General features: G+C 71.7%; 19 protein-coding genes. 6 read left to right on the top strand and 13 right to left on the bottom strand.

The genetic code is table 11. From position 1 onward, the window contains the following. Positions 1 to 78: 78 nt before the first annotated feature. The 9 genes from ACQPXG_RS32730 to ACQPXG_RS32690 all read right to left on the bottom strand — a co-directional run bounded on the left by ACQPXG_RS32730 (position 79) and on the right by ACQPXG_RS32690 (position 8,864). Positions 79 to 330, bottom strand: a complete 252-nt coding sequence (locus ACQPXG_RS32730) for an acyl carrier protein (protein ID WP_433462995.1) — start codon at positions 328 to 330, stop codon at positions 79 to 81. A 56-nt stretch (positions 331 to 386) separates the two neighbouring features. Beyond that, positions 387 to 1,355, bottom strand: coding sequence for a beta-ketoacyl-ACP synthase III (locus tag ACQPXG_RS32725; protein WP_433462994.1), 969 nt, complete (start codon positions 1,353 to 1,355; stop codon positions 387 to 389). Continuing rightward, the gene (locus ACQPXG_RS32720) at positions 1,352 to 2,272 is read right to left on the bottom strand and encodes an ACP S-malonyltransferase (protein WP_433462993.1); all 921 of its coding nucleotides are present in this window, start codon (positions 2,270 to 2,272) and stop codon (positions 1,352 to 1,354) included. The genes ACQPXG_RS32725 and ACQPXG_RS32720 overlap by 4 nt, the downstream gene beginning before the upstream one ends. Positions 2,273 to 2,364: 92 nt before the next feature. Next, entirely contained in the window at positions 2,365 to 3,546 is a 1,182-nt protein-coding gene (locus tag ACQPXG_RS32715) for a PucR family transcriptional regulator (RefSeq protein ID WP_433462992.1), read from the bottom strand. 56 nt (positions 3,547 to 3,602) lie between these two features. Continuing rightward, on the bottom strand, positions 3,603 to 4,628 hold the full coding sequence (locus ACQPXG_RS32710; protein ID WP_433462991.1) for an alpha/beta hydrolase: 1,026 nt from the start codon (positions 4,626 to 4,628) through the stop codon (positions 3,603 to 3,605). Positions 4,629 to 4,682: 54 nt separating this feature from the next. Continuing rightward, entirely contained in the window at positions 4,683 to 5,852 is a 1,170-nt protein-coding gene (locus ACQPXG_RS32705) for an acyltransferase family protein (protein ID WP_433462990.1), read from the bottom strand. After that, on the bottom strand, positions 5,845 to 6,792 hold the full coding sequence (locus ACQPXG_RS32700; protein ID WP_433462989.1) for an alpha/beta hydrolase: 948 nt from the start codon (positions 6,790 to 6,792) through the stop codon (positions 5,845 to 5,847). Before ACQPXG_RS32700 ends, ACQPXG_RS32705 begins: the two co-directional genes overlap by 8 nt. Positions 6,793 to 6,924: 132 nt before the next feature. Further along, positions 6,925 to 7,590: a response regulator gene (locus tag ACQPXG_RS32695; protein ID WP_433462988.1), complete on the bottom strand. Its 666-nt coding sequence runs from the start codon at positions 7,588 to 7,590 to the stop codon at positions 6,925 to 6,927. Next, positions 7,587 to 8,864 (bottom strand): histidine kinase, encoded by a 1,278-nt coding sequence (locus ACQPXG_RS32690; protein WP_433462987.1) that lies wholly within the window; start codon positions 8,862 to 8,864, stop codon positions 7,587 to 7,589. The genes ACQPXG_RS32695 and ACQPXG_RS32690 overlap by 4 nt, the downstream gene beginning before the upstream one ends. An 84-nt stretch (positions 8,865 to 8,948) precedes the next feature. On the opposite strand from ACQPXG_RS32690, the gene ACQPXG_RS32685 reads away from it, so the two are divergent. Then, the gene (locus ACQPXG_RS32685) at positions 8,949 to 9,977 is read left to right on the top strand and encodes a PHP domain-containing protein (RefSeq protein WP_433462986.1); all 1,029 of its coding nucleotides are present in this window, start codon (positions 8,949 to 8,951) and stop codon (positions 9,975 to 9,977) included. A gap of 3 nt (positions 9,978 to 9,980) precedes the next feature. Here the strand turns inward: ACQPXG_RS32685 and ACQPXG_RS32680 are convergent, their stop codons facing one another. Next, positions 9,981 to 10,985 (bottom strand): extracellular catalytic domain type 2 short-chain-length polyhydroxyalkanoate depolymerase, encoded by a 1,005-nt coding sequence (locus ACQPXG_RS32680; RefSeq protein ID WP_433462985.1) that lies wholly within the window; start codon positions 10,983 to 10,985, stop codon positions 9,981 to 9,983. Positions 10,986 to 11,000: 15 nt separating this feature from the next. Then, complete coding sequence (locus ACQPXG_RS32675) at positions 11,001 to 12,308, bottom strand: tannase/feruloyl esterase family alpha/beta hydrolase (RefSeq protein ID WP_433462984.1); 1,308 nt, start codon at positions 12,306 to 12,308, stop codon at positions 11,001 to 11,003. 261 nt (positions 12,309 to 12,569) lie between these two features. Here ACQPXG_RS32675 and ACQPXG_RS32670 point away from each other — a divergent pair, with 261 nt between their 5' ends. Genes ACQPXG_RS32670 through ACQPXG_RS32650 form a run of 5 tightly spaced genes read left to right on the top strand, consistent with a single transcriptional unit; the run spans position 12,570 to position 17,131 of the window. Continuing rightward, the gene (locus tag ACQPXG_RS32670; RefSeq protein ID WP_433462983.1) at positions 12,570 to 13,343 is read left to right on the top strand and encodes an ABC transporter ATP-binding protein; all 774 of its coding nucleotides are present in this window, start codon (positions 12,570 to 12,572) and stop codon (positions 13,341 to 13,343) included. Beyond that, entirely contained in the window at positions 13,330 to 14,022 is a 693-nt protein-coding gene (locus ACQPXG_RS32665; protein ID WP_433462982.1) for an ABC transporter ATP-binding protein, read from the top strand. Before ACQPXG_RS32670 ends, ACQPXG_RS32665 begins: the two co-directional genes overlap by 14 nt. Before the next feature lie 11 nt (positions 14,023 to 14,033). Further along, the gene (locus ACQPXG_RS32660) at positions 14,034 to 15,272 is read left to right on the top strand and encodes an ABC transporter substrate-binding protein (protein ID WP_433462981.1); all 1,239 of its coding nucleotides are present in this window, start codon (positions 14,034 to 14,036) and stop codon (positions 15,270 to 15,272) included. A gap of 12 nt (positions 15,273 to 15,284) precedes the next feature. Next, positions 15,285 to 16,145 carry a branched-chain amino acid ABC transporter permease gene (locus ACQPXG_RS32655; RefSeq protein ID WP_433462980.1) on the top strand — a complete coding sequence of 287 codons (861 nt, stop codon included), beginning with the start codon at positions 15,285 to 15,287 and terminating at the stop codon, positions 16,143 to 16,145. Further along, positions 16,142 to 17,131 (top strand): branched-chain amino acid ABC transporter permease, encoded by a 990-nt coding sequence (locus ACQPXG_RS32650; RefSeq protein WP_433462979.1) that lies wholly within the window; start codon positions 16,142 to 16,144, stop codon positions 17,129 to 17,131. Before ACQPXG_RS32655 ends, ACQPXG_RS32650 begins: the two co-directional genes overlap by 4 nt. A gap of 49 nt (positions 17,132 to 17,180) precedes the next feature. Here the strand turns inward: ACQPXG_RS32650 and ACQPXG_RS32645 are convergent, their stop codons facing one another. Together ACQPXG_RS32645 and ACQPXG_RS32640 are read right to left on the bottom strand one after the other, a co-directional pair. Then, positions 17,181 to 19,064: a helix-turn-helix domain-containing protein gene (locus ACQPXG_RS32645; protein WP_433462978.1), complete on the bottom strand. Its 1,884-nt coding sequence runs from the start codon at positions 19,062 to 19,064 to the stop codon at positions 17,181 to 17,183. Between the two features lie 11 nt (positions 19,065 to 19,075). Further along, positions 19,076 to 19,864, bottom strand: coding sequence for a 3-hydroxybutyrate dehydrogenase (locus tag ACQPXG_RS32640; protein ID WP_433462977.1), 789 nt, complete (start codon positions 19,862 to 19,864; stop codon positions 19,076 to 19,078). Positions 19,865 to 20,029: the final 165 nt, after the last annotated feature.

The raw sequence follows: 20,029 nt of genomic DNA, 5'->3' as shown, positions 1-20,029 counted from the left end.
GTGCTCCTTGCGGACTGTGAGGGGGGAGGGTCGGGCGCGCCGCCTCCGGCCGGCCGGCGGCGCGCCCTCCCCGCGGATCTAGCTCTGCAGGTTCTGCACGAAGTTGATGACGTCCTTGACGGTCTTGAGGTTGCGCAGCTCGTCGTCGGGGATCTCGACCCCGAACTGGTCCTGCGCGGCGACGGCGATCTCCACCATCGACAGCGAGTCGATGTCGAGGTCGTCGATGAAGTTCTTCTCCGGGGTCACCTCGGCCTTGTCGATGCCGACGATCTCGTCGATGATCTCGGCGAGGCCGTCCAGGATCTGCTGTTCGGTGGCGACTGCCATGGTTCTGCGTTCTCCTTCGGTGGGTTGGTCCAGAGCCTGCGAGCAGGCGTGACGGCCTACGGGATCTGGATGACTTGGGCAGCGTAGGACAGCCCGGCGCCGAAACCGACCAGCAGGGCCGGGGCGCCGGACGGCACGTCGCCGCGTTCGATCATGCGGGACAGCGCCAGCGGGATGGAGGCGCCCGACGTGTTGCCGGACTGCACGATGTCGTCGGCGACGACGGCGTTGGTGGCCTTCACCTTGCGGGCGATCGCCTCGATGATCCGCAGGTTGGCCTGGTGCGGGACGACGGCGGCGAGATCCTCCGGGCGGATCCCGGCGCGCTCGCACGCCTGGACCGCGATGGGCGCGATGGCCGTGGTGGCCCAGCGGAACACCGCCTGGCCCTCCTGGCGGATGAACGAGTGCCGGTCCTCGATGATGATCTTGTCGTACTTGTCGCCGGCGCTGCCCCACACGACCGGTCCGATGCCGGGGGTCTCGCTGCCGGTGACGACCGCCGCGCCGGCCCCGTCCGCGAAGATGATGCAGGTCGACCGGTCGGTCCAGTCGATCCACTGGGACATCTTCTCCGAGCCGATCACCAGCACGTTGCGGGCGCTCCCGGCCCGGACGGCGGCGCTGGCGGTGCCGAGCGCGTAGCAGAAGCCGGCGCAGGCGGCGTTGAGGTCGAACGCGCCGGGCGCGTCGATGCCGAGGCGGTGCGCGACCTGCGCGGCGTGGCCCGGCATCGGCGACTCCGCCGAGCAGGTCGCGAGGATCACGAGGTCGATGTCGGACGGGGCGAGCCCGCTGTTGGCGAGGGCCTTGCCGCCCGCGTGCGCGCCCAGCTCGACGATGCCCTCGTCGTCGCCGGCGATGCGCCGCTCGGAGATGCCGACGCGGCTGCGGATCCACTCGTCGTTGGTGTCGACCGTCTTGGCGATCTCGTCGTTGGTGACGATGCGGGCGGGACGGTAGTCGCCGAACGCCAGGATGCGGGCGCCGGGCGTCGCCTCGGGGATCTTGATCGTGGCGGTCATGAGGTGTGCGCCTTGATCAGCTCGCGGGCCTTGTCCAGGTCCGCGGGGGTCTTGAGGGCGAGCAGCTCGACGCCCTTCAGCTCGCGGCGGGCGAGGCCGGTCAGCGTCCCGGCGGGCGGCAGCTCGATGATCGCGGTGATGCCGAGGTCCCGCATGGTCGTCATGCACGAGTCCCAGCGGACGGGCGTGCTGACCTGGTCGACGAGCCGGGCGACGAACTCGCGGCCGTCCTCGACGACGGCGCCGTCCCGGTTCTGCAGCAGCCGCGTCCGAGGGGCGGCGACGGGCGCGCCGGGCGCGAGGCGGCGGAGGGTGTCGACGGCGGGCTCCATGTGCTCGGTGTGGAAGGCGCCCGCGACCGACAGCGGCCGGAGCCTGGCCTTGGGGGGCGGCTCCTCGGCGAACCGCGCGAGGCGCTCGGTGGTCCCGGCGGCGACGACCTGGCCGGCGCCGTTGACGTTGGCGGGGGTGAGCCCGTGCTTGTCGATCGAGGCGAGGACCTCGTCGGGGTCGCCGCCGAGCACGGCGGTCATCCCTGTCTCGGTGACGGCGGCGGCCTCGGCCATCGCCCGGCCCCGCTCCCGGACGAGGACCAGCGCCGCCTCGGGCGTCAGCACCCCGGCGATCGCCGCGGCGGACAGCTCGCCGACGCTGTGCCCGGCCACGGCGTCCGGCCCCGCCTGCCCGTCCTCGTAGAGCACCTCGCAGGCGGCGAGCGCGGCGGCGACCAGCAGCGGCTGCGCCACGGCGGTGTCCCGGATCTCCTCGGCGTCCGCGACCGTCCCGTAGCGGACCAGGTCGAGACCCGTGACCGCCGACCACCAGGCGAGCCGGTCGGCGACTCCGGGTATCTCTAGCCATGGCTGCAGAAAGCCGGGGGTCTGGGCGCCCTGGCCGGGCGATGCGAGGAGAATCACAGCGTCCAGCCTGCCCGCAATGCCTCCTCCACCACGATGCCGTTCGCGACGAACTTTGGTCAGGGAGCTTTGTACGACCCCTACAAGGGACCCTAAATATGCGTAGAGCGGCTCTGGAAACGGCCCAGGACGAGGGCGATGCGGAGGGTGAACGCGTTGCGGCCGTCGGTGGGGGCGAGGCCGGTCAGCTCGGTGACCCGGCGGAGCCGGTAGCGGACGGTGTTGGGGTGGACGAACAGGAGCCGCGCGGTCGCCTCCAGCGACGAGCCCTGTTCGAGGTAGGTGGTGAGCGTGTCGAGCAGCGGGGCGCCGGCGGCGAGCATCGGGTTGTAGACGCTCTCCACCAGGTAGCGGCGTGCCTCGTCGTCACCGTCCAGCGCGCGTTCGGGGAGCAGCTCGGTGGCCTGCACGGGGCGGGGCGCGTCCGGCCAGCCGGCGGCGGCGCGCAGGCCGGCGACGGCGGCGCGCGCGGACCGGGTGGAGTCGTAGAGGTCGCCCACCCGCGGGCCGACGACGACCGGGCCGGGTCCGCACTTGGCCGCGATCGGGCGCGCGGCCTCCAGGGGGTCGGCGTCACCGCCCACGATGGCGATGACCCGGTGTCCTTGGACGCCGGCCAGCACGTCGGCGCGCGCGCGGCGCGCGGCCAGCTGCATCTGGTCGATGGTGACCTCGGGCTCTTCGTCCTCAGGGGTGAACCCCGCGATGACGGTGACGGGCTTGGACGTCCAGCCGAGCGCGGCGGCCCAGGAGTGCATGCCGTCGTCGACTTCGCCGCGCAGCACCGCGTTGACGACGAGGGCCTCCAGCCGTGCGTCCCAGGCGGCGCGTGTCTCGGCGGCGCGCGCGTAGACCTGGGCGGCGCCGAACGCCACGTCACGCGTGTAGCGAAGGATCGCCTCGCGCAGCTGGGCCTCGCCGCCGGGTGCGGCGAGCTCGTCCAGCCGGGTCTCCACCACGTCGATGATGACGCGGATCATGTCGATGGTGTGCTGGAGCTTGATGGAGCGCAGCAGCTCGCGGGGCGCGGTGCCGAAGACCTCGCCGGCGATGGCCGGACGGGTCCGCTCGTTGCTCTTGAACCACTCCACGAACGCGGCGATGCCGGCCTGGGCGACGAGGCCGATCCAGGAGCGCTGGTCGGCGGGCATGCGCCGGAACCAGGGGAGCTGCTCCTCCATGCTGGTCAGGGCCGCGGTGCCGAAGGTCCCCATGGCCTTCTCCAGGCGCTGGGTGGTCTGCTCGCGGATTTCGGCCTCGTTCGCGGTGTTCACCTTCCCAGGGTGCCACCACCCCGCAGGTGGCCAGTCCGAAAGTGACGAAACCGGCGTCAGCCGGGAGTCACCTTGGAGGGGCGCCCGAGTGCGATGTCGGTCAGGTTGCGCAGCGAGGCGGAGCCGGGCGCGAGGTAGTCGCTGTGGCCGCCGGATCCGGCCTCGAAGACCCGTGCGCCGAACCCGGGGGAGACCGGGTCGGGGCCGAGCCCGAGCCCGAAGATGCGGACGTGGGGGACGTCCTCCATCCAGTCGGTCGCGCCGCGTCCCGCCCAGACGCGGGCCGTGCTGCTCAGCCTGGAGGCCGACCAGGCGGTGGTTCCCGGACTGCCGTAGAGGGCGATGTCGGTGACCTGCCGCAAGGCGGCGCTGTCAGGACCGTCCAGCGCGGCACGGCCGCACACGACGGAGCCGTAGCTGTGGCAGAGCAGACCCACGCTCGCACCGGGGTTGACCTGGTGCACGCCCTTCAGGAAGTGGCGTAGCTGGACGGAGCCTTCGGCGGCCCTCTCGTCGGTCAGGACGTCACTGCTGAAAGTCTTGGGCGCCGCGTAGCCGAGCCACGCGACCACCGCCAGACCAGGGTCCGGAGACATGGAGCGTGCCTGCGTGTAGACCGCGCGTGCGCCGCCACCAGGTGTCGACCACGGTTTCCCGCCGCGCTTGTCGAACGCGGACAGTGTGGTGTCCGCACCTGGGACGAGTACCGCCACACGCCGTGCTCTGGTGAGGTCGCCGACGACCTCGATGGCTCGTCCACCGCCGCGTGGGTCGAAGTAGAGGAAGCGGCGCCCGGGCTGGAGGAACGCCCCGAGCGCTTTGCTTCGGCGGACGTCGCCGACCTTCTGCGCCGTCTTCAGCGCCTCCTCGATGGACCCGCGTTCGGCCGCGTACCGGACGTCCAGTGTCGACGGCGCCATCCGGGGGACGGCGACCGGCGCGGCGTAGGGGTCGGCATGCCCGGTCCCGGCGGTCGTCAGCATCACGACCCCGATGGACGCGGCGGCGGCCAGGACCCTCCGGAAACGCCGGGCACGGGGCCGGCGCTGGCGCGGCGAGGTCGTCGTCAGATGCGGCGGCATCGTCGTGTTTCCACCATCCAAGATCGTTCAGTGGGTCGCGGCTCACCTCCGGAATCAGGAGACGCCTCTTGAGATGTACGGGTCCGAGATCGAGTTGGTTCCCCGGACGTTTTTTCGCGCGCTTTCCCGGACGGGACGCCCCGGCCGTTCGGATCCCCCGTCCACCAGGGCCCGGATCGCGGCGAGCGCGATACCGGAGACCAGCAGCCACGGAAGGCGTTCCACGATCCATTCCGGCTGGTCAGGTGCGGAGTGCAGCCCCCTCAGGCTACCGAACGCCGCCAGTGCCGCCACGGTGACGGTCAGCAGCGCCGTCTGGTGCCATAGGAAGATCGTCATCGCGGAGCGGTTGGCCGCGCGGATCGGCGACCAGACCCGGGCGTGCCGCGTCCAGCGGGTCAGCGGCCCGTGGAGCAGCACCGCGAGGCCGGTCTGGGCGAGCCCGAACGCGACCGCCGCGAGCGTCGGCGGGCTGAGGTTGGAGGTCGCGGCGCCGGGCACGCCGACCATGCTCGCCGGGTATCCGGCGAAGAGGACGAGCAGGGCGGCCCCCGTGGCGCCCCCGCCGAGAAGGGCGAACCCGGCCCGGCGGGAGCGCAGCGCCCCGCCCGCCCAGCCGACGCCGAGGTAGAACGGCACGAGCCAGGCGGTGAGGACGGTGGCCCAGCCCGTCCATCCGGGCGCGCCGAGCGGGAAGCGGCCGAGGTCGAGCGCCGCGGTCGCGCCGACGAGGAGTGCCGCGCCCCGGAGTCCGAGCCGGTTCCAGGCGGCGGCGATCAGCGGGGTGAGCGCGGTCAGCGCCACGTAGACGCACAGGAACCACAGCGGGCTGAGCACCAGTTCGATCAGCGTGCGGATGCCGCTCGCGGAGAACCCGGCCCACCACAGGAGCGCGGCCACCAGGGCCCACGTGAGCGCCAGGACGGGGAGCGGCCGTGCGAAACGCGTCAGGCGCCGCCGCATCCGGCGGCCCCACGGCTCGCCGGGACGCAGGCCCTTCGCCGCCGAGTAGCCGCCGACGAGGAAGAACAAGGCGAGGGTCTGGAAGATCCAGGTGATGGGGGTCAGTCCCGGCATCGTCTTCAGCGGGCTGGTGACATGCAGGTCGCCGCCCCAGCCGTCGGCGACGAACGCGGTGACCAGCCAGTGGCCGAGCACGACGCCGAGGATGGCGAAGGCCCGCAGGGCGTCCACGGCCCGGTCGCGACCCGGGTCCTCAGGCATGGGTGACCTCCGCGTCGCGGCCGAGGGCGATCAGGGCGAGGTTGCGGAGCGCGCGGGAGCCGGGCTTCAGGTAGCCGCTGTGCGGGCCCGTCCCGGCGTCGAAGCGCAGGGCGCCGAAGCCGGACGAGACGGGATCCGCGCCGAACCCCAGCCCGGCGAAGCGGACGTTGGGCACGTACCGCATCCAGTCGCCCTTGGCCCGGCCCGCCCAGACCCGTGCGGACGTCCCGAGGCCGGACGCGTGTTCCACGGTGGTGCCGGGGCTGCCGAACAGAGCGATCTCGTCCACCGGCAGGCGCGCGATGTGCCGGGCCGCCTTGCCGCAGACGACCGATCCGTAGCTGTGGCAGAGCAGGGCGAACCTGGCATGCCCGTTCACGCGGTGCACGCCGGTGAGGAGGCGCCCGAGGCCGTGTGCGCCGTCCTCCGCGCGCCCGCTCGTCACGGCCGCGACGCTCGGCATCGAGGGCGTGTCGTAGCCGAGCCAGGCGATCACGGCGATCCGCGCTCGGGGCACGTCGGCGGAGGCCTGCCGGTAGAGCGCACGGCTGCCCCCGCCGACGAACTTGGGCGAGTCGTAGTTGGCCAGCGTGTTGTCCGCGCCGGGCACGACGACCGCGATCCGGTCGGCGTGCTCCAGGTCGCCCAAGACCTCGACGGCCCGTCCGTTGCCTCGCGGGTCGAACGACAGGAACCGCCGGCCGGGCGCCAGGAAAGCGGACAGCGCCCGCGTCCGCGCCTCGTCGCGTACGCGCTCCGCCGTGACCAGGGCGCGCGTGATGTCCTGGCCGGTGGCCTGGTAGCGGGCGTCGAGGGTGGACGCCGACAGCGCGGGCGCCGTGGCCGGCGGCGCGTACACCTCGGCGTGTCCGGCCGCGGCGGTCGTGGAGCCGGTCGCGGCCAGGACCGCGGCGGCGACGGTCGTGCGAACGCTGGGCATCCGGTGCGTCCTTCCTGGTCAGTGGTTTTTGCGCACTGATCAGGAAGGTAGAAATCGGACGCCGTAGCGGAGATCAACCGGCGGTGTGGTCTTGCGCCGTGCGACCCCGGTGCGACGGATGCGACCGAGGTATCAGTCGCCGGGGCGCACCAGCCCCACTTCGTACGCGTAGACGATCGCCTGCGGGCGGTCGCGCAGCCCGAGCTTCATCAGGATCCGCCCGAAATGCGTCTTCACGGTCTGCTCGGCGACGACGAGCCGCCCGGCGATCTCGCCGTTGGACAGCCCGCGCGCCACCAGCGCGAGGACCTCGGTCTCCCGCTCGGTCAGCTCGTCCAGCCGCTTGCGGGACGGCGCCCGCGGCCCGCCGAGCCGGGAGAACTCCGCGATGAGCCGCCGGGTGATGGACGGGGACAGCAGCGCGTCGCCCGCCGCCACGACCCGCACCGCCTCGGCGAGCTCGGTCGCGGAGGCGTCCTTCAGCAGGAACCCGCTGGCCCCGGCCCGCAGCGCCGCGTAGACGTAGTCGTCCAGGTCGAACGTCGTCAGCATGAGGATCTTCGGGGCGCCGTCCATGGCGCCGTCGAGCAGCCGGCGGGTCGCCTCCAGGCCGTCCATCACCGGCATCCGGACGTCCATCAGCACCACGTCGGGACGCAGCTCGGCGACGCGGCGCACGCCCTCCTCGCCGTTGACGGCCTCGCCGACGACCTCGATGTCGGGCTGGGCGTTGAGCAGCACGCCGAATCCGGTGCGCACCATGCCCTGGTCGTCGACGATCACGACCCGGATGGTCACGTCGCGTCCCGCGTCTTCACCGGCAGGCTGGCGGTCACGGCGAATCCTCCCTGGGGGGTCGGGCGGGCGGTCAGCTCGCCGCCCAGCGCGGCGGCCCGCTCCCGCATCCCGACCAGCCCGTGGCCGCCGCCGGGGAGCGGCATGCCGCCGGCCTGGCCGTCGCGGGCCGGGCCGTTGACTACGCCGAGCCACACTATGCCGTCCTCGTGGGACACCTCGACCTCCACCCGCGAACCGGGTGCGTGCCGCATGGCGTTGCTCAGCGCCTCCTGCAGGATCCGGTACGCGGTGAGCCCCACGCCCGGCGGAAGGCCGGCGAGGTCGCCGCGCAGCCGGGTCTCGACGCGCAGGCCGGCGCCCCGCGCGTTGCCGACGAGTTCGTCCAGCCGCTCAAGGCTCGGCTGCGGCGCGGTCTCGGCGCCGTCCTCCGCGCGGAGCACACCGAGGATCCGGCGCAGCTCCGTCAGCGCGTCGAGGGCGGTCGCGCGGATCTCCGCCAGGTCCCGGCGCGTCTCGTCCGGGACGTCCTCGGCCTTGTACGGCGCCGCCTCCGCCTGGATCGCGATCATGGACATGTGGTGCGCGACGACGTCGTGCAGCTCCCGCGCGATCCGCTGCCGCTCGGTCAGCACCGCCTCGGCGTCCTGGTGCCGCCTCTCCTGCTCGGCCAGCTCGCGCCGCGACGTCTGCCGGACGCGGACGGCGTAGCCGACGGCCAGCGGCAGCAGGAGCAGCACCGACGCGCCGGGCCCGGTCTCCGGGTCCTTGAGCCACACCCCGGCGAAGGAGATGATCCCGACGCCCAGGGTGATGTCGCGCGAGCAGCGCACCGCGACCGTGTACACGCACACGATCGCCGCGAACGTGCCCGCCGGGACGTACGGGACGGTCAGCCACCCGTCGACGTCGATCAGCGCCATCGACACGAAGCTCAGCCGCCACGCGCCGAGCGGATGCCGGTCCCGCAGCGCGAGCGGCGCCGTCACCGCGACCGCGATGAACAGCTTCGTCCCGTCGGACACGTCGATGCCGCGCCGCGCGGTCTCGGTCGTCAGCAGCGACACCGTCCCAGCGACCAGCCCGGCCGTGAGCGCCAGCCCGAACAGGTTCGTCACGACCCCGTACGGCAGCCGCCCGACGCCGATGTACCGCGTCCACCGCAGCAGCAGCGGCCACGGCCGGTTCAGCGGGGCCGGGTCCGCCTTGCCGGTCACGGCGGCGGCCAGCAGCACGTCGCGCAGGACGCTCCGCAGTGTCAGATTCTCCCCGGCCATGAGCCCCAGGCTAGAGAGGCCCGGTCTCACTCGGATGACACCGCGGTGGGACGCGCCGGGTCATACCTGGGTACCGTGCGAGGCGTGGAGCCCGTCGAAGCGCTGCGCCGGATCGCGTTCCTCCTGGAGCGCGCCCATGAGCCGACCTACCGCGTCCGGGCGTTCCGCACGGCCGCCGACCTCGCCGGGCAGACGCCCTCCGGCGAGCTGGCCGACCGTGCCCGCGACGGGACATTGACCGCGCTGCCCGGCATCGGCAAGGTCACCGCCCTGGTGATCGAGGAGGCCCTGCGCGGCGAGACCCCCGTCTACCTGCGGCGGCTGGAGGCCACCGAGGGCGAGCCGCTGGACGAGACCACGGCCGCGCTCCGCTCCGCGCTGAAGGGCGACCTGCACACCCACAGCGACTGGTCGGACGGAGGGTCCCCGATCCTGGAGATGGCCGAGACCGCCCGGTCCCTCGGCCACGAGTACCTCGCGCTCACCGACCACTCGCCGCGCCTGAAGGTCGCCAACGGCCTGTCGGCCGACCGCCTGCGCCGCCAGCTCGATGTCGTCGCCGAACTCAACGCGGACCTCGCGCCCTTCCGCATACTCACCGGCATCGAGGTGGACATCCTGGAGGACGGCGCCCTCGACCAGGACGCCGATCTGCTCGACCGCCTCGACGTCGTCGTCGCCAGCGTCCACTCCAAGCTCCGCATGGACCGCGTCGCGATGACGAAGCGCATGGTCGCCGCGATCGCGAACCCGCGGGTGAACGTCCTCGGGCACTGCACCGGGCGGATCGTCAAAGCCGGCGGCAAGCGCGGCGGCCTGCGCCCGGAGTCGGAGTTCGACGCCGCCCTCGTCTTCGACGCCTGCGCCGCCTACGACGTCGCCGTCGAGATCAACTCCCGTCCGGAACGCCTCGACCCGCCCAAACGCCTGCTGCGTCTCGCGGTCGAGGCGGGCTGCCGGTTCTCCGTCGACTCCGACGCCCACGCGCCGGGGCAGCTCGACTGGCAGCCCTTCGGCTGCGAGCGAGCCGCCCGGTGCGCGGTGCCCGCGTCCCAGATCGTCAACACCCTTCCGGCCGGCGATCTGGTCGCGTGGACGCGGGCCAAGCTCTGACGGTCAGCCGCCCAGGGCGTGGACCATGCGCATGATGGTCTCGATCTGCTTGCCGCCCTTCATGTCGTAGGCGGTGTCGCCGCCGTAGCCCCACCAGTTCCAGCAGCCCTGCGGGTTGCCGCCCGTCCAGCTCGACGCGGTGGCCTGCGGGTACAGGACGATCATGTTGTTGGTGTCGGCGTACTCGTTGAGATACGCCTTCGTCGCGAACGTCGTCCCGACGACGCTCCGCCCCTGCTGGCAGCCGTGGAGCGCCACCATCAGCCGGCATGACGCCGACTCGCATGCCGGTGGGACGTACACGAAGCCTGTCGCATCCATGCTGATGGACGACGCGCTCCCGCCCGGCGCATAGGCGTTCTGGTCGAACTGCGTGAGCGTGCCGCCGGGAGCGGACGCGGGACCCGCCACCGAGCCGAGCAGGTGCCCCAGCATCGCGCTTTCGGGATCGTCACCGCACTTGTTGACGTACGGGGTGTAGGTGGCGGAGCACGGATTCGGCCCGATCGGGCTCACCCAGGCGTGCCCGGCCGGCGAGGTCTTCGTGTAGGAGACGGCGGCCCCGAAATTCCCGTAGAACCCGGCGAGGTCGTCGTTCACCGATTGCTTCACCGTGGAGTCGTTCGTCCCGTGGTAGATCCATACCGGATGCCCGGACAGATTGGCCACGGGGTCGATGCTTCCCTGTGACGCCCGGTCGCGGGCGGTCCGCTCCAATTCTGCGGGATTGTCGTCGTAGAGGTCGTTCATGCACGCGAGCTGCGCCGTCGTCACGTTGCCTCTCGCGCAGTGATAAGGCCCGGCGCTGAAGATGCCGGCGCCTTTGAACGTCCCGGAGTACGCGACATGGAGCTGGTCGGCCATGTACCCGCCGGAGGAGACGCCGCTGACGAACGAGGCGCTGATCGTGTGGCGGGGAAGCGCCGCGGGGGCGGACGCGGACGCGGGAGAGGCGGTGACGGTCGCCAAGGCGAGTGCGGCGGCCGCGAGGAAGGGGGTGCGTTTCATGGCGGGGCACCTCGTTCAAGAGTCGAGTGAGCAGGTGTTGACGATGTCGCCGGATGCGGGGCGGGAGAGCGTGGCGCTCGCCGGTGGGGGCGTGCCGCCCTGCGTCCAGGACTCCAGGGCCGTGAAAGCCGACCGCATGCAGGGCAGGAGCGGTCGCAGCCGATCCGGGTAGGAGTCGTACAGGCCGTCGACATGGTTGGCGGCTTCCACGCGGTAATAGCGGTAGGAAGCCTTTCCGCCGACGCGGACGAGTTTCGCGTAGAAGTCGGAGTCGGTTTTGATCGGCAGGAGCGAGTCGTAGGTTCCCTGAAGAGTGATCAGGGGTTTGCGGATTCGGCCGGTGAGGGCCACACGGGCGACGGCGCGGTGGACCTTCTTCGGGCGTGCGGCGTAGTTGTAGGCGGCCTCCTCTCCCGTGTAGGCGGGGTCGAACTCTTCGCGGTAGATGCGCTGGGTGAGTCCCCAATAGATCTGGTCGTGGAATGGCCAGAGGAATTCCGATCCGGGGGCCAGATCCGCCTTCAAAAGCGCCTTGTGGGCGGACGGGTCGCCGGTGGCCGCGTACGACGGGTAGGCGCGGAGGATGGGCGGCAGGTAGGTGAAGAGATTCGGGCCGCCGGCGCGCCAGAGCGTGCCTTCCGCGTCGATACCGCCGTCGTACAGTTCCGGGTGGTTCTCCAATTGCCAGCGGACGAGGTAGCCGCCGTTGGAGATGCCCGCGGCGTAGGTGCGGCGCGGGGAGCGGCCGTACCGTTCCGCGACGACCTTCCTGGCGGCTCGCGTGAGCTGGGTCAGCCGGTCGTTCCATTCGACGACGGCGTCGCCGGGGCGGCGGCCGTCCTTGTAGAACTCGGTGCCCGTGTTGCCCTTGTCCGTCGCGGCATAGGCGTAGCCCTTGGCGAGCGCCCAGTCGGAGATGGTGAAGTCGTTGGCGTACTGGCGCCGGGTGCCGGGAGAGCCCGCGACGACGAGGCCGCCGTTCCAGCGCTCGGGCAGGCGGACGACGAACTGGGCGTCGTGGTTCCAGCCGTTGTTGGCGTTGGTCGTGGAGGTGTCCGGGAAGTAGCCGTCCAGCTGGATGCCCGGAACACCGGCCGGGTTGCGCGTCCCGGCGGCGTGCAGGCCGGCCCAGTCTGCGGGGACGGTATGGCCCGAGCCGGTCGTTCCCGCCGTGGTGAGGTCGTCCAGGCAGGCGGCCACCTGCTTCTCCGCTCCCGGCACGGTGAGCCCCGACCCGCAACCGGGGCCGTCGTGCGCGTGTGCCGGCGAGGCCAGGGCGGCGGTGAGAGCGCCGGCGGTCAGGGCGGTGCGGACGATCGGCATTCCGGCTCCTCGGGGGACGGACGTCAGGTGCCGTCATGGTGAGCGCCGCTTGTGACCACGACCACGTGGCCCGGCCACATATCGGCCGGGGCCGCCATGTGCCCATGGTCGTGACCTGCACGTGATGTGGCTCACACCCGTATCGGAGTGTCCGAATGTGGGGCCCGCTCACATGGTCCGGCCTGCGGGTCCCACCTAGCGTTCCCGGTCACGGCGGCCCGGCGTGGTTCAGGCCGTCCATGACGAGCGTGAGGAGGGCGCATGGGCGACCCCGTTCCGGAGGCCCCGGTTCTGGCGGCGCGCGGCCTGGTCAGGGAGTTCCGCGGCTTCCGCGCCGTGGACGGCGTGGACCTCGACGTGGCCGAGGGGTCCGTCCACGCGCTGGTCGGCCCGAACGGCGCCGGCAAGACCACGCTGTTCAACCTGCTCACCGGGTTCCTGAAGCCGACCGCGGGCAGCGTCCGGCTCGGCGGGCACGAGCTGGCCGGACGGCGGCCCGAGCGGATCGCGAAGCTGGGGCTCGCCAGGTCGTTCCAGATCACGAGCCTGTTCGCCGAGCTCACGCCGCGGCAGCACGTGGAACTCGCGCTCGCCGGGCGCACCGGGCTCGGCTGGCGGTTCTGGCGGTCGGACAAGGCGCTCGGACGCTACTCCGCGCGCGCCGCGGAACTGCTCGGCCAGGTCGGCCTGGACGAGCACGCGGAGGTCCCGGCGGGCTCGCTGGCCTACGGGCGCAAACGCGCGCTGGAACTGGCGCTGGCCTTGGCGCTCGACCCCAAGGTGCTGCTCCTGGACGAGCCGACCGCCGGCATGGGCGTCGAGGACGTCGGCCGGACCGTCGAGCTCATCAAGAAGGTGCGCGCCGGGCGGACGGTCGTGCTGGTCGAGCACAACATGAGCGTCGTCTCCAGCCTGGCCGACCGCGTCACCGTGCTGCAGCACGGCCAGGTCCTGGTCGAGGGGCCCTACGCCGAGATCCGCCACGACCCCCGCGTCGTCACCGCCTACCTCGGAGACTCCAATGCTGCGCATTGACGGACTGTCCGCCTGGTACGGCGAGGCCCAGGCCCTGCGCGAGGTGTCGCTGCACGTCGACGAGGGCGAGATCGTCACCCTCGTCGGGCGCAACGGCGCCGGCAAGACAACGCTCCTGCGCAGCCTGATGGGCCTCCACCAGGGCGTGTCGGGGACGGTGCGTTTCCTGGACGAGGACATCTCCGCACTGAGCTCCCACAAGCGCGCGCGGCGCGGCCTCGGCTACGTCCCGGACGATCGCGGCATCTTCGCCACGCTCTCGGTGGAGGAGAACCTGACACTGCCTCCTGTCATGGGGCCGGACCCGTGGTCACTGGAGCGGGTGTACACGACGTTCCCGCGCCTCAAGGAGCGGCGCCGGTTCCCCGGGACGAAGCTGTCGGGCGGCGAGCAGCAGATGCTCGCGCTCGCCCGGGTGCTGCGGACCGGCGCCCGGCTGCTGCTGTGCGACGAGCCCACCGAGGGCCTGTCGCCGCTGATCGTCCAGCAGATCGGCGAGATCCTCCGCGAGGTCAAGGCGGCCGGGGTGACCGTCCTGCTGATCGAGCAGAACGTGCACTTCGCCGCGACCGTCGCCGACCGCCACCACCTGCTCGCCGAGGGCCGGATCGTCGAGTCCATGGACAACGACGAGGTCCGCGCCCGCGAGAGCGAACTCCTGCAGTACCTCGGAATCTAGGGAGCAACCCCATGAGAGTTTTGGGACGTTCGGCCGCGCTCGCGACCGCCGGAGCGCTGCTGGCCGGCTGCGCGGGCGGACCCGGCGGGGGCGGGGGCAAGATCAGCGATGACAAGATCGTCCTGGCGGTGCTGACCGACCAGTCCGGCGTGTACGCGGACCTGTCGGGCAAGAACGCGGTCGAGGCGGTGAAGATGGCCGTCGCCGACTTCAAGGCCAAGTACGGCGACAAGGCCGTGACCGACAAGATCGAGGTCGTCTCCGCCGACCACCAGAACAAGCCCGAGGTCGCCAACTCCAAGGCTCAGGAGCTCTACGACCGGCAGAAGGCCGACCTGATCGTGGACGTGCCGACCTCGTCCGCCGCGCTCGCCGTCGCCACCGTCGCCAAGAACAAGAAGAAGGTCTTCATCGACGTCGGCGCTGCGACCACCGAGCTGGAAGGCAAGCAGTGCAACAAGTACACCTTCCACTACGGCTACAACAGCTACATGCTGGCGCACGGCACCGGCACCGGGGTGACCAAGGACGGCGCCAAGAACTGGTACATCGTCTACCCGGACTACGCGTTCGGCCAGGACATGCAGAAGACGTTCACCACGGCCGTCAAGGGCGCCGGCGGCAACGTCGTGAAGAGCGATCCGACGCCGTTCCCCAACGACAACTTCTCCACGTTCTTGCTGAAGGCGCCCGGCCTGAACCCCAAGCCGCAGGTGCTCGGCGCCATGCAGGCGGGCGGTGACCTCGTCAACCTGGTGAAGCAGTACAACGAGTACAAGCTGCGCGACAAGGGTGTGGGCCTCGCCGTGGGCCTGATGTTCCTGACCGACATCCACTCGCTCGGCTCGGACGCCCTCGCCGGGACGCACTTCACCGACTTCTGGTACTGGAACGCCAACCAGGGCAACCGCGCCTGGGCCGACAAGTTCAAGGCCAAGACGGGCGCCCGCCCGACGGCCGTGCACGCGGCCGACTACTCGGCGGCGCTGCAGTACCTGGAGGCCGTGCAGCGCGGGGGCACCGACAAGTCCGACGGCGTGGTGAAGCAGCTCGAAGGCCACAAGGTCAACGACGTCTTCACCTCCACCGGAACGATCCGCCCCGAGGACCACCTGCTCACCCACGACGCCTACGCCGCCCAGGTGAAGCCCGCGAGCGAGGTCAAGGAGCCGTGGGACTACGAGAAGATCCTCAAGACGATCCCGGCGGCGGAGGCGTTCCAGCAGCCCGACCCGGCCTGCAAGCTCTAGGCGGGCGGCGACGTGCTGCAACAGGCGTTCAACGGGCTGGTGGGCGGGGCGTTCTACGCCCTGCTCGCCCTCGGCCTGGCCGTCATCTTCGGAATGCTGGGCGTGGTCAACTTCGCGCACGGCGCGTTCTACATGCTCGGCGCGTTCGGCTCGTACATCCTGCTCGACTCGTTCGGCGTGAACTTCTGGCTGGCGCTGCCGATCGTCCCCGTCGTGCTGGGCGTCGTGGGCGTGGTCCTGGAGCGGCTCTTCATCCGCCGTCTCGCGCCCCTGGATCCGCTCTACAACTTCCTGTTCACCTTCGGCCTGGCGCTGATCCTGCAAGACCTGGTGAAGCGGCAGTACGGCGTGCAGTCGCAGCCGTATCCGCGTCCGTCGGCGCTGGGCGGATCGATCGACCTCGGCCTGTTCACCTACCCGGCCTACCAGGTGTTCGTGCTGGGGGTGTCGGTGCTGGTGTGCGGGGTCGTGTGGGTGGTGCTCACCCGGACCCGCGTCGGCATGATCGTCCGGGCGGCGACGGAGCGTCCCGAACTGTCCCGCGCGCTCGGCATCGACGTCGCCCGCTGGGTGACGCCCGTCTTCGGGTTCGGCATCGCCCTCGCCGCGTTCGCCGGCGTCCTCGCCGCGCCGATGCGGGCGGTCAACCCGCTGATGGGCTCCGACCTGATCATCACGGTGTTCGCCGTGGTGGTGATCGGCGGGCTCGGGTCGGTGTTCGGCTCGGTCGCCGCCGGATTCGCGGTCGGGCTCGTCTCGGCCCTCGGCAACTACTACGTCCCGTCGCTCTCGCAGACGCTGGTGTTCATCCTCATGGCCGTCGTGCTGCTGTGGCGCCCCGCCGGCCTGTTCGGACGCGAGGAGGCCCTGTGATCCTCTCCAGGCTGGCCGGACGGCCGTTCCTGCTGACCGCCGGGATCGTGGTCGCGCTCGTCCTGCCGTGGTTCATCTATCCGCCGGTCGCGCTCGACATCGTCTGCTGGGCGCTGTTCGCCGCCGCCGTCGACCTGCTGCTCGGCTTCACCGGGCTCCTCTCGTTCGGGCACGCCGCCTTCTGGGGAGGCTCCGGGTACGCGACCGGGCTGATCGCGCTGCACTCCGGCCTGCCCTTCCCAGTGGCCGTGCTGGGCGGAGCGGCGTTCGCGGCCGCCCTCGCCGTCCCGATCGGTTTCCTGTCGGTCAGACTGCGCGGCATCTACTTCGCCATGGTCACCCTGGCCTTCGCGCAGATGGTCTACTTCGTGGCCAACCAGTGGAGGGACGCGACCGGGGGAGAGAACGGCCTGCAAAGCATCCCCAGAGAATTCTTCGGGGTCGACCTGTCAGACCCGTTCTACTTCTACTACGCGGCACTCCCGTTCGTGTTAATGGGACTGGCCATTGCATGGCGCATCGTCCGTTCCCCCTTCGGACGCGTCCTGATGTCCATCCGCGACAATCCGAACAGGGCGCGGGCACTCGGCTACAGCATCGACCGCTACAAGCTGGTGGCCTTCGTCTTGTCGGCTGCCCTGTCGGGCCTGGCCGGCGGACTGTTCACCATCGGCCACGGCTTCGCTTCCCTTCAGGGCGTCTATTGGACGACCTCGGGGCAAGCCGTGATGATGGTCGTCCTCGGCGGCATCGGCACGCTGTGGGGCGGGGCCATCGGCGCCGCGCTGGTCGTGGAGCTGAACGACTACCTGGCCACGGCCGGCTTCGAGGAGACCGGGATCATCACCGGCGCGATCTTCATCCTGGTCGTGCTGCTGTTCCGCCGCGGCGTCTGGGGTACCGCCCGCGACCTCGTCGCCGCCCGGACGGCCCGCCGGCGTCCCGCTCCCGAGACCAGCGAAAGCAAGGTCGGCGCCTCCGTCTGACATCGAACCGCGCACGCGGCGTGCCGCCCATGCGGGCGGCGCGCCGTGTTCAGCGTGAAAGGCGGTGCAGGCGGAGGGCGAGCTGGAGTTCCAGGCCGCGCTCGGGGGTCTGCCAGTCGTCGCCCAGGAGGCGGGCGATGCGGTCCAGGCGCTGGCTGACGGTGTTCACGTGGATGTGCAGGCGCTCCGCCGTCCGCGACAGGCTGCCGCCGGTGCCGAAGTAGGCCTCAAGGGTCTGGACGAGGGACGTGCCACGACGCTCGTCGTAATCGAGGACCGGCCCGAGCGCGCTTGCCAGGAAGCCCGTAACGTCGCGGTCGTCCCCGATGAGCAGGCCGACGAAGCCGAGCTCGGACGCGCCCGCGCCGTCGCCGAGGCGCCCGAGGGCCAGCAGCGCGTCGGCGCAGCGCTGCGCCTCGCGGTGCGCCGACGCGACCCCGCCCGGACCGCGCACCGGCCCGGCCGCGCCGACCGTGGCCGGACCGCCGAGGGAGGCGCCGAGCTCCTTGGCGACCCGGCGCGCGGTGTCGCCCGGCCGGTCGCCCGGCAGCAGCAGGACGATCTCATCCGCGCGCGAGGCGGCCAGCCCGTGTTCCACGGCCGCGAAGGACGACGCCCAGAACGCGGCTCGCTGCCGGTGCTCCCGGGAGTCGTACTTGGCGCACAGCACGACGTGCGGGGCGTCCAGATCGACGTTCACGCGCCGTGCCCGGGCCGTGAGCGCCTCCGCGCCCGCCCGCCGGCCGGAGAGCAGGTCGTCCAGCAGTTCGCCGCGGACCCGTCCCTCCGCCTCGGTGACGCTGCGCTGGAACAGCAGCAGCAGCGCGGTGACGAGCGCGGCGCGCTCCAGGATCCGCTGGTCGGCGTCGTCCACCTCGTCGGCGGTGCGCAGCACCAGCGTGCCGAGCATCTCGTCACCGGTGGACACCGAGGCGATCCACAGATCGCCGCGCCGGACCGTCCGGCCCTGCGCGCGCGCAGAGTGCGCCGATGCCGACACGCCGACCAGCTCGGTATCGCTGAGCGGCGCCGACGCCACGCCGGTCGTCGCGAGGTGGCGGCCGTCCGCGTCCAGCACGTGCAGGGTGCCGCCCAGCAACTCGGTCACCACCGCGCCGACGTCCTCGACGCCACCGCCCCTGACCACAACGGCGGTCATCCGGTCGTGCGCGCGCGCCGCCCGCTCTACGGCCGCGCTACGCGCCTTGACCTCTTCGTTGGCGCCGCTCAGTTCTTCCAGAGCGGTGCGGGTCTCCTCCAGAAGGCGGGCGTTGTCGATGGCGATCGCGGCATGTGCGGCCAGGGAACCGAGCAGCGCCACCTCTTCCTGGTCGAACGGACGCTCGCTCCGGTTCGCGGCCGTCAGGACGCCGATGACGCGGCTGCCCAGCCGCATCGGCACGCCGAGGATGGCGACCAGGCCCTCCTCGGAGACCGCGTCGTCGATGAAACCGCGGTGCTGGAACTGGGCGTCCCCGAGGTAGTGGGCGCTGTTGTAGGGCATCGCGGTCTGCGCGACCAGTCCGACGAGCCCGGTGCCCATCGGCAGCCGCAGCCGCCGGAACGCCGCCGACACCGACCCGTCCGTCACCCGCATGTAGGTGTCGCCGCGCTCGTCGTCGTTCAGCGTCAGATAGGCGATGTCGGCGTTCAGCAGCCGCCGGGCGCGGCGGGTGATCGCCTCCAGCACCGCGTCGAGGTCGCGCAGCCCGGCGAGGTCGCCCGCGGTGTCGAACAGCGCCGCCAGCTCCGTCTCCCGGCGGGCGTGCCGCCGCATGATCGTCCGGACCCGGAGCGCCGCCAGCTTGGCCGCCTCCAGCTCCTCCAGGACGGCCGGCGAGGCGCCCTCGGCCCGCGCCTGGACGAGGGGACCCTCGAACTCGACGGGGGAGGCCTCGCGGGCCAGCAGTTCGAGGAAGACGCCGCAGGTCATACGGCCCATTCTCAGTGCGCCGTCCAGCCGCCGTCGAGAGCCAGGGACGCGCCGGTCACCATCGACGCCTGCGTCGAGCACAGGTAGGCGACGAGTTCCGCCACCTCGTCCGGCTCGATCAGCCGTTTCACGGCCACGTGTTCCAGCATGACGCGTTCGACGACCTCGTCCGGGGGCATGCCGTGCGTGCGCGCCTGGTCGGCTATCTGGCTCTCCACCAGCGGCGTCCGGACGTAGGCGGGATTGACGCAGTTGGACGTCACGCCGTGCGCGGCCCCCTCCAACGCGATCACCTTGGACAGCCCCTCAAGGCCGTGCTTGGCCGTCACGTAGGCCGACTTGTAGGGCGACGCCCGCAACCCGTGGACGGACGAGATGTTGACGATGCGTCCCCATCCCCGCTCGTACATGCCGGGCAGCGCGTCCCGGACGAGCCGGAACGGCGCCTCCAGCATCAGCCGCAGGATCCGCGCGAACGTCTCGGGCGGGAAGTCATGGATGGGCGCCACATGCTGGATGCCCGCGTTGTTGACGAGAATGTCGACCCCGGACGCCAGCCCGCCGAGCGACTCGACGTCGGCCAGATCGGCGAGCAGCGGGACACCGCCGATCTCGGCCGCGGTCCGCTGCGCGGCGTCCCCGTCTATGTCGGCCACCACCACCTCGGCGCCCGCCGCCGCCAGCCGCCGGGCGCAGGCGCGGCCGATGCCGCCCGCACCGCCGGTGACCAGGGCGCGCCGGCCCGCCAGATCCAGCGTCCCCGAAGTCCCCGCGGCGGGCCGCGGTGTCACGCTCGTCATGCGCAGAACCTACGAAGCGGGACCCCGCCCTCCCATGTGCCCCGCACACACAATCCACCCGCGGACGGTATGGGCCCTCGGCATCCGCGTCGTTCCCCATCCCGCGTCCCGCCCGCGAACCCGCCGGGCTAGCGTTGGCCCCCACAGTCCGCCCACGCCGCAAGG

The sequence above is a fragment of the Spirillospora sp. CA-128828 genome (genome assembly GCF_050945415.1).
In the GTDB taxonomy this organism is placed as follows: domain Bacteria; phylum Actinomycetota; class Actinomycetes; order Streptosporangiales; family Streptosporangiaceae; genus Spirillospora.
Note: the sequence above shows the minus strand (reverse complement) of the source record. Positions and strands in the feature narration are given on the sequence as shown.

Coding starts and splice junctions, on each gene's coding strand:
- ACQPXG_RS32700 (WP_433462989.1), bottom strand. CDS start 6,792: ATGCCCAGCGTTCGCACGACCGTCGCCGCCGCGGTCCTGGCCGCGACC.
- ACQPXG_RS32670 (WP_433462983.1), top strand. CDS start 12,570: ATGGGCGACCCCGTTCCGGAGGCCCCGGTTCTGGCGGCGCGCGGCCTG.
- ACQPXG_RS32710 (WP_433462991.1), bottom strand. CDS start 4,628: ATGCCGCCGCATCTGACGACGACCTCGCCGCGCCAGCGCCGGCCCCGT.
- ACQPXG_RS32680 (WP_433462985.1), bottom strand. CDS start 10,985: ATGAAACGCACCCCCTTCCTCGCGGCCGCCGCACTCGCCTTGGCGACC.
- ACQPXG_RS32690 (WP_433462987.1), bottom strand. CDS start 8,864: ATGGCCGGGGAGAATCTGACACTGCGGAGCGTCCTGCGCGACGTGCTG.
- ACQPXG_RS32730 (WP_433462995.1), bottom strand. CDS start 330: ATGGCAGTCGCCACCGAACAGCAGATCCTGGACGGCCTCGCCGAGATC.
- ACQPXG_RS32665 (WP_433462982.1), top strand. CDS start 13,330: ATGCTGCGCATTGACGGACTGTCCGCCTGGTACGGCGAGGCCCAGGCC.
- ACQPXG_RS32725 (WP_433462994.1), bottom strand. CDS start 1,355: ATGACCGCCACGATCAAGATCCCCGAGGCGACGCCCGGCGCCCGCATC.
- ACQPXG_RS32645 (WP_433462978.1), bottom strand. CDS start 19,064: ATGACCTGCGGCGTCTTCCTCGAACTGCTGGCCCGCGAGGCCTCCCCC.
- ACQPXG_RS32705 (WP_433462990.1), bottom strand. CDS start 5,852: ATGCCTGAGGACCCGGGTCGCGACCGGGCCGTGGACGCCCTGCGGGCC.
- ACQPXG_RS32660 (WP_433462981.1), top strand. CDS start 14,034: ATGAGAGTTTTGGGACGTTCGGCCGCGCTCGCGACCGCCGGAGCGCTG.
- ACQPXG_RS32640 (WP_433462977.1), bottom strand. CDS start 19,864: ATGACGAGCGTGACACCGCGGCCCGCCGCGGGGACTTCGGGGACGCTG.
- ACQPXG_RS32675 (WP_433462984.1), bottom strand. CDS start 12,308: ATGCCGATCGTCCGCACCGCCCTGACCGCCGGCGCTCTCACCGCCGCC.